The sequence below is a fragment of the Sphingomonas oligophenolica genome (assembly GCF_039522915.1).
In the GTDB taxonomy this organism is placed as follows: domain Bacteria; phylum Pseudomonadota; class Alphaproteobacteria; order Sphingomonadales; family Sphingomonadaceae; genus Sphingomonas; species Sphingomonas oligophenolica.
Genome location: NZ_BAAAEH010000047.1, coordinates 1 through 13,393, shown reverse-complemented (window position 1 = coordinate 13,393; position 13,393 = coordinate 1). Strand labels below are relative to the sequence as shown.

10 protein-coding genes are annotated in these 13,393 nt (G+C 66.1%); 5 read left to right on the top strand and 5 right to left on the bottom strand.

Annotation, left to right across the window (positions count from 1 at the left end; translation table 11 throughout):
* Nucleotide 1: 1 nt before the first annotated feature.
* From moaA to ABD050_RS21420, 5 genes are all read right to left on the bottom strand, one after another.
* Nucleotides 2-1,054 carry a GTP 3',8-cyclase MoaA gene (gene moaA / locus ABD050_RS21440; RefSeq protein WP_343891556.1) on the bottom strand — a complete coding sequence of 351 codons (1,053 nt, stop codon included), beginning with the start codon at nt 1,052-1,054 and terminating at the stop codon, nt 2-4.
* Nucleotides 1,051-1,587 (bottom strand): molybdenum cofactor biosynthesis protein B, encoded by a 537-nt coding sequence (moaB, locus tag ABD050_RS21435; protein ID WP_343891555.1) that lies wholly within the window; start codon nt 1,585-1,587, stop codon nt 1,051-1,053. Before moaB ends, moaA begins: the two co-directional genes overlap by 4 nt.
* Before the next feature lie 35 nt (nt 1,588-1,622).
* Nucleotides 1,623-2,810: a molybdopterin molybdotransferase MoeA gene (locus ABD050_RS21430; RefSeq protein WP_343891554.1), complete on the bottom strand. Its 1,188-nt coding sequence runs from the start codon at nt 2,808-2,810 to the stop codon at nt 1,623-1,625.
* A 100-nt stretch (nt 2,811-2,910) separates the two neighbouring features.
* Entirely contained in the window at nt 2,911-4,209 is a 1,299-nt protein-coding gene (locus tag ABD050_RS21425; protein WP_343891553.1) for an MFS transporter, read from the bottom strand.
* Nucleotides 4,206-4,973 carry a helix-turn-helix domain-containing protein gene (locus ABD050_RS21420; protein WP_343891552.1) on the bottom strand — a complete coding sequence of 256 codons (768 nt, stop codon included), beginning with the start codon at nt 4,971-4,973 and terminating at the stop codon, nt 4,206-4,208. The genes ABD050_RS21425 and ABD050_RS21420 overlap by 4 nt, the downstream gene beginning before the upstream one ends.
* A gap of 162 nt (nt 4,974-5,135) precedes the next feature.
* Between ABD050_RS21420 and ABD050_RS21415 the strand changes: the two genes are divergently transcribed.
* From ABD050_RS21415 to ABD050_RS21395, 5 genes are read left to right on the top strand one after another with little or no spacing between them, the layout of a single operon-like run.
* On the top strand, nt 5,136-8,867 hold the full coding sequence (locus ABD050_RS21415) for a nitrate reductase subunit alpha (protein ID WP_343891551.1): 3,732 nt from the start codon (nt 5,136-5,138) through the stop codon (nt 8,865-8,867).
* On the top strand, nt 8,864-10,399 hold the full coding sequence (gene narH / locus ABD050_RS21410; protein WP_343891550.1) for a nitrate reductase subunit beta: 1,536 nt from the start codon (nt 8,864-8,866) through the stop codon (nt 10,397-10,399). Before ABD050_RS21415 ends, narH begins: the two co-directional genes overlap by 4 nt.
* Before the next feature lie 2 nt (nt 10,400-10,401).
* On the top strand, nt 10,402-11,109 hold the full coding sequence (gene narJ, locus ABD050_RS21405) for a nitrate reductase molybdenum cofactor assembly chaperone (protein WP_343891549.1): 708 nt from the start codon (nt 10,402-10,404) through the stop codon (nt 11,107-11,109).
* Nucleotides 11,110-11,120: 11 nt separating this feature from the next.
* Complete coding sequence (narI, locus tag ABD050_RS21400; RefSeq protein ID WP_343891548.1) at nt 11,121-11,894, top strand: respiratory nitrate reductase subunit gamma; 774 nt, start codon at nt 11,121-11,123, stop codon at nt 11,892-11,894.
* Complete coding sequence (locus tag ABD050_RS21395) at nt 11,894-12,994, top strand: peptidylprolyl isomerase (protein ID WP_343891547.1); 1,101 nt, start codon at nt 11,894-11,896, stop codon at nt 12,992-12,994. Before narI ends, ABD050_RS21395 begins: the two co-directional genes overlap by 1 nt.
* The last annotated feature ends 399 nt before the right edge of the window (nt 12,995-13,393 follow it).

Here is a 13,393-nt window from a genome sequence, read left to right as displayed (position 1 = left end):
CCTATCCGCCCAGCTGCGCCAGGTGACGCGTGTCACCCGGACGCCCTTCGTGCAGGCGGTGCCCCGCCGATTTCCCGGCGAGCGCCGCCGTCACGCGCTCCGCGACCGCGTCGGGCCGGTCGTCGGCGAGCAGATCGCGAAGATCCACGCCACCCTCCCCGAACAGGCAGAGTCGAAGCTTGCCGCGCGCGGTGACGCGCAGGCGGTTGCAGCTGTCGCAGAAGCCGGCGCCATAGGGCGCGATCAGGCCGATCCGGCCGAGATAATCGGGGTGTTCATATTCCATGGCGGGACCATCATCGAAGCCGCGGGGGCGCGCCGACCAGCCCCGCGCTTCAAGCCAGGCTGCCAGAACCGCACCGGACACATGGTTGGCTGCGAAATAGTCGGCATTGTCGCCCGTCCGCATCAGCTCGATGAAACGAACCGCGATCGGCCGCGCCTTCACGAACGCGGCGAAGCGGTCGAAGCTTTCGGGAGCCGATGCCTTGAGCAGGACCGCGTTGATCTTGACCGCCCGCATGCCGAGCGCGAGCGCTGCATCGAGCCCGGCAACGACCTGATCGAGTCGATCATGGCCGGTGATCGCGGCAAACCCGGCCGCATCGAGATCGTCGATGCTGATATTGAGATTGGTGAGCCCCGCCGCATGCCACGCGGCGACGTGCCGGTGGAGGTTCCAGCCATTGGTGGTCATCGCCACCTTGTCGATTCCGGGCGTCGCGGCGACGCGGGCGATGATCTCGCCGATATCACCGCGCACCGTCGGTTCGCCGCCGGTCAGGCGTATCTTGGCGACGCCGAGGCGCGCAAAGGCATTGGCCAGCCGCGCGATCTCCTCGACGCCGAGGAACGAATGCGGCGCGGTCTTGCGGAAGCCGTCCGGCAGGCAATAGGCGCAGCGAAAATTGCAGACTTCGGTGACCGAAAGCCTGAGATAGTGGAAGCGGCGCCCGAACCCGTCGACGAGGCGCCCCGTTCGCGGTTCGACCTGGGACGGGTCGACCGCCCTCCCGGGATCGTGGCGTTGGGAAAAGGCCTGGATTGCGTTCATGCGCACAGGCCGGCGAGCCGCGGCACCTGGCCGGCAAGTGAGCAGGGCTTGTAGCGGCTGTCGAGTTCGAGCGAGAGGATGCCATCCCAGGCATCCCGGCAGGCGCCGGTCGATCCGGGGATGCAGAAGATGAAGGTCTCGTCGATCTGCCCGGCGAGCGCGCGCGACTGCAGCGTTGAGACGCCGACGTTTGCCTGGCTGACACCATGGAAGACGACTGAAAATCCGTCCATTTCCCGCCGGAGCAGTGGCCGCACCGCCTCGGGAGTCACGTCGCGCCGGGTGAATCCCGTTCCGCCCGTGGTGAGGATGATGTCGACGCCCGGATCCGCCACCCAGGCCAGGACCCGATCGCGGATCGCCTCGACCTCGTCGCGAACGATCGCACGGCCGGCAAGATCGTGTCCCGCCGCCGTCAGGCGCTCGATCAGCAGCGCGCCGGAGCTGTCAGTCGCCGCGTCGCGCGTGTCCGACACCGTCAGCACCGCGATGCGGAGCGGCAGGAAGCGGAGGGACTCGTCGATACCAGTCATGGAAAAACTACCTCGAAATGGGCACGCGCCCCGGTTCAGAATTCAAGTGTCTCGACAAAATCCCCCGCCGCGGCGGCCGGTGCATGCGGACGTCGCCGGATCAGCACCTCGGTCGCGGCAAGTGCCCGCTGCGCGCTCGAATCGCGATTGGCGGACGCGCTGACTCCGCCCGCGCGCGTTCCCGCGCCGAGAAAGCATTCATAGTCGCCATTGACCTCGAGACCGTCGGCCAGCGGGCGGGCGCGCCAGTCGAGCGCGGTACGCGCCTCGCGGCCCGCCATCGCCGCGACGAGCGGAGCAAGGAACAGCCGCGCCGTGATCATTGCCGCGGTAGGATTGCCCGGCAGGCCGAGGATGCACGTCCCTCCCGCCTTGCCGAACCAGACCGGCTTGCCGGGCCGCATCAGGACCTTCGAGAAATGGAGGCGCAGCCCGGCCCGCTCGAACATGCGCCGCGAGAAGTCGCGGTCGCCGACCGATGCGCCACCGATGACGACCAAGATGTCGGCCTTGTCGAGCATCTCCGCCGCCGCGCCCTGAAGCCGGTCGAGATCGTCGGGCAGGCGCGGGTGGATGGCCACCTCGGCGCCGAAATGTCGCGCCAGCTCGGCTACTCCGAACGAAACGCTTTCCGGAATCGAATCCGGCCTTGCCATATCGAAGCCTGGCGTGCGCAGTTCATCACCGGTCGCGATGACCATGACCTTTGGCCGCCCGAACACGGCGACCTCGGCGATATCGGCGGCTGCGGCGGCGACGAGGCGCGCGGGCGTCAGCGGCACGCCGGCATCCACCAGCAGGTCCCCCGCGATGAAATCCGAGCCCGCCTGCCTGATATGGCGCTTCTGCGCGCAAGGGTGCGGTACGAGGACCTGGCTCCCCATCCGTCGCACCTGCTCCTGGAGGATCACCCGGTCGGCACCATCGGGGACCGGCGCGCCGGTGAAGATCCGTACCGCGCTCCCGGTCTTGAGCGACCCGGTATGGCCATGGCCGGCGACCGACTCGCCGATCACCGTCAGCGCGTTCCAGTCAGCCACGAGATCGGCATCCCGCACGGCATAGCCGTCCATGGCCGACGCATCACGCGCCGGCGCCGCGCGCCGTGCCACAATCGGCGCCGCGAGGATCCGCCCGCCCGCGCGATCCAGGGCGATATGCTCGGGTGCGCGTGTCGCGCCTTCGGCAAGAAGCAGCTGGAGCGCGCGATCGACCGACACCATCGTTCGGTCGGATGGACAATCACCCGACGGCGGCGTGCCCGCGACGAGACACCGAGGGTCACGAGGGAGGGAAGGCTGTGTCGATGCCATGGCGCTCGCCTCAGCCTCCCCGGGCCGCGCGTAGCGACCCCGAAGGCGGGTTGGCCGTCTCGTCGCTATCCGACGTGCCGATCACCGCGAAGTGGCGCACCTCGGTCAGATAGGAGAGGATCAGCGACACCCAGACGATGCCGTAGAGCAGCATGAAGCAGCTCGACGGCACGCCAAGGACATCAAGCAGCGCACCGAACATGATCGGCAGCAGGAAGCCGCCGAGTCCGCCGGCCATGCCGACGATCCCGGAGACGGCGCCCATGTTGGTGGGGAAGTCGTCGCCGATATATTTGAAGGTCGACGCCATGCCGCAGGCGAAGCACACGCCCAGGATGAACAGCAGCGCCGCGAAGCCCCAGGCCGGCAGGCCGATATGGAAGGCGAGCGGTCCGCGCACGGTCTGAACGATCAGGTCAGTCTGCGGATAGGATAGCAGGAACAGGCAGATCCACGCGACCCACAGCACCCACCAAGTGACCCTGTGCGCGCCGAACCGGTCTGACAGCCAGCCGCCGACCGCGCGGAGCACGCCGCCGGGCAGCGAGAAACAGGCGGCCATGAGCCCCGCCTGAGCAATCGGGAAATGATATTGATTGAGGAAATATTGCGGCATCCAGATCGACAGCGCGGTGAAGCCGCCAAACACGATCGAGTAATATTGGCAATATTTCCAGACGCGCGGATCGCGCAGGACACCGAGTTGGGCGCGCATCGACGGCGCACTCGCGTTCTTGCCGGGATCGGGGAGCGCGAGCAGCCAGAACAGGCCGGCGACGACCAGCAGGCTGATCGCATAGACCCTCGGCACGCTCTGCCAGCCGAAATGGTTCACCAGCTGCGGCGCAACGAACATGTTGATCGCGGCGCCGCTGACGCCCGCGCCGAACACGCCCATCGCAAAACCCCGATTCCGCGGGAAGAAGCGCGCGACATAAGGCGTGCCGACCGCGAAGACCGCCCCCACCATGCCGAGCGCGAGGCCGATCGCCAGGAATTGCCAGAGCTTGGTCGCATAGGAGGAAAGCCAGAGCGGGACGGCGCTGCCGGCGAGCAGAAGCGCCATGACGATCCTGCCCCCGAACCGGTCGGTCCAGATGCCGAAGGGTAGCCGAAGCAGCGCCCCGGTCAGGATCGGCGTCGCGGTCAGCAGGCCGAACTCCGAGGCGTTCAGGCCAAGCTCGTGCCGGATCGGAATGCCGGTCACGCCGAACATCATCCAGGCGGCAAAGGAAATGGCGAACGCCAGGGTGGAGACGAGCAGCACGACGAGCGCACGCGCCGTGGTCGGGGCGGTCTGGGTGCTCATTGCGAATCCCCCGAGCTGGAAAGCGGCGAAATCGGATCCCGCCCGTCGATGAGCGGGTCATAGGGAAAGGCAGCGCGGGCGGTGGCGATGTCGTCAACGAAGAGCTTGTCGCCCACAACGCGCAGCCCGCGGTCGGGCATTGCGGGAAGGGTTCTCGACAAGGTCTCGCGCGTCATGCCCAGCTGCGACGCAATCTGGCGCTTTTCGAGCGGCAGCCGGATTTCGCCGGTTCCAGGCTGAGCCTCAGCGAGCGCCAGCAGGAAACCGCCGACCCTCTCCTCCGCCGAGCGCAGTCTTATCGCCTTGGCGAGCTTCATCTGGCGCCGGAACTGGGTCGACTGGCAGGCGAGCATGGCAAGGCACAGCGCCTGGTCAGCGGCGACAGCGGCGCGAAAAGCCTCGGCCTGCACCAGCAGCAGCACGGCGTCTTCGCGCACGCGCGCGCGCACCAGATAAGGTAACGCACCGAGCACCGCGGCAGGCAGCAGGGCATCGACCGGCCGCACCAGTTCGACCAGCGTCTCCTCCTCGCCGCGCACGGCGAGCAGTTCGATCGAACCCCCCAGCAGGAACTGCGCGAAGGTCGGGATTTCGGCCTGATCGAAGATCTGCGCGCCCCTGGGCAGTCGGATCACCATCGCGTGCCCGGCCAGGCGCTCCATCGTCGCCGAGGCGACGGCGCCGAGCCAGGGAATCGACCGCAGTGCCTCCATCGCGGTCGCCGGCGGCACCGTCGGGGCAGGAGTCAGGCCGGTTTCATGCATTGATGTCGTTCCTCGGGACGGACGCTGGGCGCCGTCATCATAAGTGATCTGAATCACGCATTACTCTTGTGAGAATCACGTAGAGGCTTTGATCAGGATCAAAGCTAACTCCCCTGACTGTTCGCATCGCTGCACCGACGTTGCGCAATTCAGGATCTCCGGATGAGCAACACTCTCGACCGCCTCACCTTCTTCACCCGGAAGACCGAGACATTCTCGGATGGCCACGGCGTGATGAACAATGACGACCGGACCTGGGAACAGGCCTATCGGGACCGTTGGCAGCACGACAAGATCGTCCGCTCCACGCACGGCGTGAACTGCACCGGGTCGTGCTCCTGGAAGATCTACGTGAAGGGCGGCATCGTCACCTGGGAAACCCAGCAGACCGACTATCCGCGCACCCGTCCCGAGCTTCCCAATCACGAGCCGCGCGGCTGCGCCCGCGGCGCCAGCTATTCCTGGTATCTCTATTCCGCCAACCGCGTGAAATACCCGCTGATCCGCGCCCGCCTGCTCCGGGCATGGCGCGCGGCGCGGGCGACCATGGCCCCCGTCGCCGCCTGGGCCTCGATCCAGGCCAACCCGGAGCAGCGCGCCTCCTATACGAGCATGCGCGGCTCGGGCGGACTCGTCCGCGCGACCTGGGACGAAGTTACCGAGATCATTGCCGCGGCCAATGCCCATACGATCAAGGCCTGGGGCCCGGACCGCATCTTCGGCTTCTCCCCGATCCCGGCCATGTCGATGGTTTCCTATGCCGCCGGCGCGCGGTACCTGCAGCTGATCGGCGGCGTGTGCGGCTCCTTCTACGACTGGTATTGCGACCTGCCGCCGGCATCACCCCAGACCTGGGGCGAGCAGACCGACGTCGCCGAGAGCGCTGACTGGTTCAATTCGGGCTTCCTGATCCTGTGGGGCTCGAACGTTCCGCAGACCCGCACCCCCGACGCGCATTTCTACACCGAAGCCCGCTATCGCGGCGCCAAGTCGGTGGTGATCTGCCCCGATTATTCCGAGGCCTCGAAATTCTCGGACCTGTGGCTGGCGGTCAAGCAAGGCACCGATGCGGCCCTCGGGCTCGCTTTCGGCCATGTCATCCTCAAGGAATTCCATGTCGACCGCGAGGTCCCCTATTTCCGGGACTATCTGCGCAAATACAGCGACCTGCCGATGCTGGTCCGGCTGGTGAAGCAGGACGGCGGCTATGTGCCAGAGCGGCTGTTGCGCGCATCCGAATTCGAGGCAGCGCTCGGCGAGACCAACAATCCCGAATGGAAGACCGTCGCACTCGACGACACGACCGGCGCGGTCGTGGTGCCAAACGGGTCGATCGGCTTCCGCTGGGGCGAGGACGGCAAATGGAACCTGGAGGAGCGGGAATCCAGCGGTCGCGAGGTGGTACTCCGCCTCGGGCTGAAGGGCGTCCATGACGGTGTCGTCGGCGTCCGCTTCCCCTATTTCGGCGGCGCGGCGACCAACGGCTTTGCGATGACCGACCATCCCGACGTGCTGGTCCGCAACGTGCCGGTCAAGCGGATGATGCTGCCGGAGGGCGAGACCCTGGTCGCCTGCGTCTACGACCTGTTCCTCGCCAATTACGGCGTCGACCAGGGCTTTGGCGGCGATCACATGCCCGCGACCTATGACGAGGTGGAGCCCTATTCGCCGGCCTGGGCGGAGGCGATCACCTCGGTCCCACGCGAGCAGATCATCGCGGTCGCGCGGGGCTTTGCCGGCAATGCCGAGAAGACCAATGGCAAGTCGATGGTGATCATCGGGGCGGCGATGAACCACTGGTATCATATGGACATGAACTACCGCGCCGCGATCAACATGCTGGTGATGTGCGGCTGTGTCGGCCAGTCGGGGGGCGGCTGGTCGCATTATGTCGGGCAGGAGAAATTGCGGCCGCAGACCGGCTGGGCGCCGCTTGCCTTCGCCACCGACTGGAGCCGCCCGCCGCGGCAGCAGAATGCGACCTCCTATTTCTACGCCCATAGCGACCAATGGCGTTACGAGACCGTCGCGATGAGCGAGATCCTCTCCCCCACCGCGCCCGCGGGCGTGTGGGACGGGTCGATGATCGACTTCAATGCCAAGGCCGAACGCATGGGATGGCTGCCCTCCGCGCCCGCCCTGCAGTGCAACCCGCTCGACCTCGCGCGCGAAGCCGCCGCGGCGGGCGTCGATCCCAAGGCGCACACGCTGGAAGGCCTGAAGAGCGGCGCGGTCAAGATGTCGTGCATGGACCCGGACGATCCCGCGAACTGGCCACGCAACATGTTCGTCTGGCGCTCGAACCTGCTCGGTTCGTCGGGCAAGGGCCATGAATATTTCCTCAAGCACCTGCTTGGCGCAAGCCACGGTCTTCAGGGCAAGGATCTCGGCGAGACCGGCGGCCAGAAGCCGAAGGACGTCGTCTGGCGCGACGAGGCGGCGGAGGGCAAGCTCGACCTGCTGGTGACGCTCGACTTCCGCATGTCGACGACGGCGGTCTATTCGGACATCGTCCTGCCGACCGCCACCTGGTACGAGAAGAACGACCTCAACACGTCGGACATGCACCCCTTCATCCACCCGCTGGGGGCCGCGGTTGACCCGGCCTGGGAGGCGAAGTCGGACTGGGAGATCTTCAAGGCGATCGCCAAGGCCTTTTCCGAGGTTTCGCCCGAAGTGCTCGGCGTCGAGCAGGACGTCGTCCTGACCCCGATCCAGCATGACAGCGCGGCCGAGCTGGCGCAGCCGTTCGACGTGCGCGACTGGTCGCTTGGCGAATGCGAGGCGATTCCCGGCAAGACCATGCCGCAGATCAGTGTGGTCGAGCGCGACTATCCCAACACCTACAAACGCTTCACCGCGCTCGGGCCGCTGCTCGCCAAGGCCGGCAATGGCGGCAAGGGCATCGGCTGGGAGACGGGGCAGGAGGTCGACCTGCTGAAGGCGCTCAACGGCGAAGTGCTCGAGCCCGGCCAGACCCAGGGGATGGCGAAGATCGATACCGATATCGACGCCTGCGAGACGATCCTGATGCTCGCGCCGGAAACCAATGGCGAGGTCGCGGTCAAGGCCTGGCACGCGCTCGAGAAGCAGACCGGCCGCGAGCACGCGCATCTCGCTTTGCCGAAGGAAGACGAGAAGATCCGGTTCCGCGATCTCGTTGCCCAACCGCGCAAGATCATCACCTCGCCGACCTGGTCGGGGATCGAGAGCGAGCATGTCTGCTACACGGCGGGCTACACCAACGTCCATGAACTGATCCCGTGGCGGACGCTCACCGGGCGCCAGCAGCTCTATCAGGACCATCTGTGGATGCGGGCGTTCGGCGAGGCACTGTGCGTCTATCGGCCGCCGATCGATCTCAAGACCACTTTCATCCAGGGCGGCAAGCCCAATGGCGAGACCGAGATCGTCCTCAACTTCATCACCCCGCACCAGAAATGGGGCATCCATTCGACCTATTCGGACAATCTGCTGATGCTGACGCTCAACCGCGGCGGGCCTGTCGTCTGGCTGTCCGAGGTCGACGCCCGCAAGGCCGGGATCGTCGACAATGACTGGATCGAGGTGTTCAACGTCAACGGCGCGCTGACCGCCCGGGCCGTGGTGTCGCAGCGCATCCGCGAAGGCAGCACCTTCATGTACCATGCCCAGGAAAAGACGGTGAACACGCCGGGATCGGAGATCACCGGCCGGCGGGGCGGGATCCACAACTCCTGCACCCGTACCGTCCTCAAGCCGACCCACATGATCGGCGGCTATGCCCAGCTTGCCTATGGCTTCAACTATTACGGCACCGTCGGTTCCAACCGCGACGAGTTCGTCATCGTCCGCAAGATGAAGACGGTCGACTGGCTTGAAGAAACCCGCGCCGACAAGGAGTTCGCGAAATGAAGATCCGCGCCCAGATCGGCATGGTGCTCAACCTCGACAAGTGCATCGGCTGCCACACCTGCTCGGTGACGTGCAAGAACGTGTGGACCAATCGCGAAGGCGTCGAATACGCCTGGTTCAACAATGTCGAAACCAAGCCCGGCACCGGCTTCCCACGCGACTGGGAGAATCAGAAGCGCTGGAACGGTGGCTGGCGGCGCAAGGCCAATGGCAAGATCGAGCCGCGCATGGGCGCCAAATGGCGGATCCTGTCGAAGATCTTCGCCAATCCCGACCTGCCCGAGATCGATGACTATTACGAGCCGTTCGACTTCGACTATGGCATCCTGCAGACCGCGCCCGAGATGAAGGCGTTCCCGACCGCACGGCCGCGATCCAAGATCACCGGCGAGCGGATGGAGAAGATCGAGCGGGGCCCGAACTGGGACGAGATTCTCGGCGGCGAGTTCGCCAAGCGCTCGGCCGACCAGAATTTCGAAGGCATCGAGAAGGAGATCTACGGCCAGTTCGAGAACACCTTCATGATGTATCTCCCGAGGCTGTGCGAGCATTGCCTCAACCCGACCTGCGTGGCGGCCTGCCCGTCGGGCGCGATCTACAAGCGCGAGGAGGACGGCATCGTCCTGATCGACCAGGACAAGTGCCGCGGCTGGCGGATGTGCGTGTCGGCCTGCCCGTACAAGAAGATCTATTACAACTGGAGTTCGGGAAAGTCGGAGAAGTGCACCTTCTGCTTCCCGCGCATCGAGGTGGGCCAGCCGACGGTCTGTTCGGAAACCTGTGTCGGCCGCATCCGCTATCTCGGCGTGTTGCTCTACGATGCCGACCGGATCGAGGCGGCAGCCTCGACTCCCGACGAAAAGGATCTGTACCAGGCCCAGCTCGACGTCTTCCTCGACCCCTTCGATCCGGCGGTGATCGCCCAGGCGCGGGCTGATGGCGTGCCCGAGGCGTGGCTCGAGGCCGCGCGGCGAAGCCCGGTCTACAAGATGGCGATCGACTGGAAGGTCGCCTTCCCGCTCCACCCCGAATATCGCACCCTGCCGATGGTCTGGTACGTCCCGCCGCTGTCGCCGATCCAGAATGCGGCGGCGTCGGGCGCGCTGGAAGTCGATGGCGACATGCCCGACGTCAAATCGCTGCGGATTCCGGTGCGGTATCTCGCCAATCTCCTGACCGCGGGGAACGAACCGCCGGTGGTGCTCGCGCTCGAACGGATGTTGGCGATGCGCAGCTTCATGCGCGCCAAGACCGTTGACGGGCGGATCGACCACCCGATCGCCGAGAAGGTCGGGCTGACCGCGGCGCAGATCGAGGACATGTACCGCTATATGGCGATCGCCAATTACGAGGATCGCTTCGTCATCCCGACGACTCACCGCGAGAATGCCGAGGACGCCTATGGCCTGCGCGGCGCCTGCGGCTTCACCTTCGGCAACGGGTGCTCGGACGGCCACACCAAGGTCGGCATGTTCGGCCCCAACAAGCGCCCGGGCAAGCTGGTCCACGCCAAAACCCCGATGGAGCTCTGATCATGGCCATGACCTATCGCGCGCTGGCGGTGTTGCTGCGCTATCCGACCCGGGAAGTGCAGGAGCTTGCCGACGCCGCCGTCGCGGCGATCGAGACCGAGGCGCTAGTGCCGCCGCCGATCCGGCGCGCGCTCGCCCACTTCGCGGCTGATCTCGCGGCGGGAGACCTGTTCGACGTCCAGGAGCGCTATGTCTGGCTGTTCGATCGGACCCGCTCGCTGTCGCTCAACCTGTACGAGCATGTCCATGGCGAGAGCCGCGAGCGCGGGCCGGCGATGGTCGCGCTGCTCGAACTATACCGCGCCAGGGGCCTCGAACTTTCCGCGAGCGAGCTGCCCGATCATCTGCCGGTGTTCCTCGAATTCCTCTCGACCCTGCCCGACGCCGAAGCGGCGTCGCTGCTCGGTGAAGCCTCGCACGTGCTCGCCGCGCTCGGCCAGCGCCTGCACAAGCGCGACAGCCCCTATCGGGCGATCTTCGGCGCGCTGAGCGCGCTCGCGGGCGACCCGGCTGATGCCGATGCGCTCGCGGCGCTGATGCAGGAGCCGGACGACGATCCGGGCGATCTCGAGGCGATGGACCGGCTGTGGGCCGAGACCGCGGTCACTTTCGGACCCGCCGATGTCGGGTGCCCGAAGGCGGACGCGCTGGTCGGCGCGATGGCCATCCCTCCAACCCCGGCGCGGCGCGGTGCCGGCGCAGCCGCCTGAGGAGAACCACCATGGACATCAATCAGATCCTGTTCGGCGTCTATCCCTATATCGCGTTGACGGTACTCGTGGTGGGATCGGTCATCCGCTTCGACCGGGAACAATATAGCTGGCGGTCGGGCTCGTCGCAGCTGCTGCGCCGCAAGCAGCTCGTCGCCGGCTCGGTCATGTTCCATCTCGGTGTGCTGACCATCTTCGCTGGCCATTTCGTCGGGCTGCTGACCCCGATCTGGGTCTTCGACGCACTCGGCGTACCGCACGGCGCCAAGCAGATCCTCGCGATGAGCGCGGGCGGCATCGCCGGCCTGTTGTGCCTCGCGGGCGGGTTGCTGCTGCTGCACCGGCGCCTGTTCGATGCGCGCATCCGCAAGACCTCGAGCTTCAGCGACATCGCCATCCTGGTCCTGTTGATGCTCCAGCTCAGCCTCGGCCTCGCCACCATTCCCGTGTCCGCCCAGCATCTCGACGGCCATGAGATGCTGAAGTTCATGACCTGGGCGCAGGGCGTCTTCACCTTCCAGCCCGGCATCGCCGACCTGGTCGCCGACGTGAATCCGATCTTCAAGATGCACCTTGTGCTCGGCATGACCATCCTGCTCGTCTTTCCGTTCACCCGTCTCGTTCACATGCTCTCGGCGCCCCTCTGGTATCTCGGCCGCCGCGGCTGGCAGGTCGTGCGGACCAGGCGGACGATCCCGCCGCGTCCGCTGGCGGCGGCCCCGGTTTACCCGGCGGTCATGCGGACCAATGCAAGCCCTGTTCGTCCCGAGACTGGAGCAAGATGATGCGCGCGATTGTCGTCCACGGCGTGGAGATTCCGGAAAGCCTGATTGCCCAGGAAGCGCAGAACCATCCCGGCGCCTCGATCGCGGCATCGCGCAAGGCCGCCGGGCACGCGCTGGCGACCAAGGCGCTGCTGTTGCGCCGCGCAGGCGAGATTGGCCTGGTGGCGGAACCCGAGCTCGACGAAGACGGCCGCGAGGAAACCGCGGAAGCCGCCTTGGTGCGCGCGGTGCTCGAGGCGGAAATCCAAGTCGCGCCGCCGACCGATGCCGAATGCCGCCGGGTCTATGACGGGCAGCGCGCCAGATTCCGCAGTCCAGCGCTCTATGAGGCCGCGCATATTCTGATCGAGCCGCGCTCCGACGCCGACGAGGATGTCGCGCTTGCGCGCGCCACCGCCGACCGGCTGTCGCATATGCTCACCGAGGGTGTCCGAACTTTTGCCGAGCTGGCGCGCGATCACTCCGATTGTCCATCTGCCGCGACCGGGGGCTCGCTTGGCCAGTTGCAGCGCGGCGATCTGGTCGCGGAGGTCGAGGATGCCCTGCTTGCCCTGGCGCCGGGACAGGTCGCCGCCGAGCCGGTCCGCTCGCGATTCGGCTGGCACCTGCTCAAGCTCGAGCGCCTGATCGAGGGTCGCGACCTGCCGTTCGAGATCGCCGCCGAACGAATCCGCCTCCACCTCGAAAGCCGTGCCTGGAGTGTCGCTGCGGCGCGCTATGTCGTCGCGCTGGCCGAGGATACGCAGGGGAAAGGCGTCGTCGCCACGCTGGACGAGGAAGGCGGCATACGCGACGGATCAGGCTGCCTCGGCGACTTCATCGGGGACGGGGCCGCGGCCGAGCGGCTACTGCCCTGGCTCGCGGCTGCCGATCCGGATGTATTCCGTTACCTGCTCGAGGAGTCATCGGGCAGCGGCGTCGAACCGGCAAAGCTCGTTCGCGCCGCGATCGCCGAATTCGTGGACCGCGCGAATGACGAGCAATGGACTCAGCTGATCTCTGCCTCGCGGAACGGAACAGATCCTGCGCAGGCGGCATTCGCCACGATCATGAAGACCCGGTTTTCCGGTAGCCACCAGGGCTGCACGGGAGGCCATTAGAGCGGCATGCGTGCACCCTGATCCAGCGATCGGGAATGGTTCGATTCAATAGTGGACAAGATTGCGGCAGGACCGCGAGCGGGCGGGACGCTGTCCCGGTTCCGCCTGCGCTCTTTGACATGGCCGTTTTTTCAAAAGGGCGGCGCCGCCGTTCGAACCGGTCCGCTGCTCCCCGCTGATCCCCGCTGTTCCGCCGCTGTTATCGTCGCTGTTCCCCGCTGTTATCCCGCTGTTCTTCAATAACAGCGGGATTGCCGATAAAATCTTGATAAAGCTTGGGGAAATTGACGACAAAACCCTACATAACAGCGGCGAAAATTAAAAATCGCGGGAAACAGATGGGGTGGACGCCCCCCGACGGTATCGATGTACCAAGGAGGTGTTGTTGAGCACCTGATA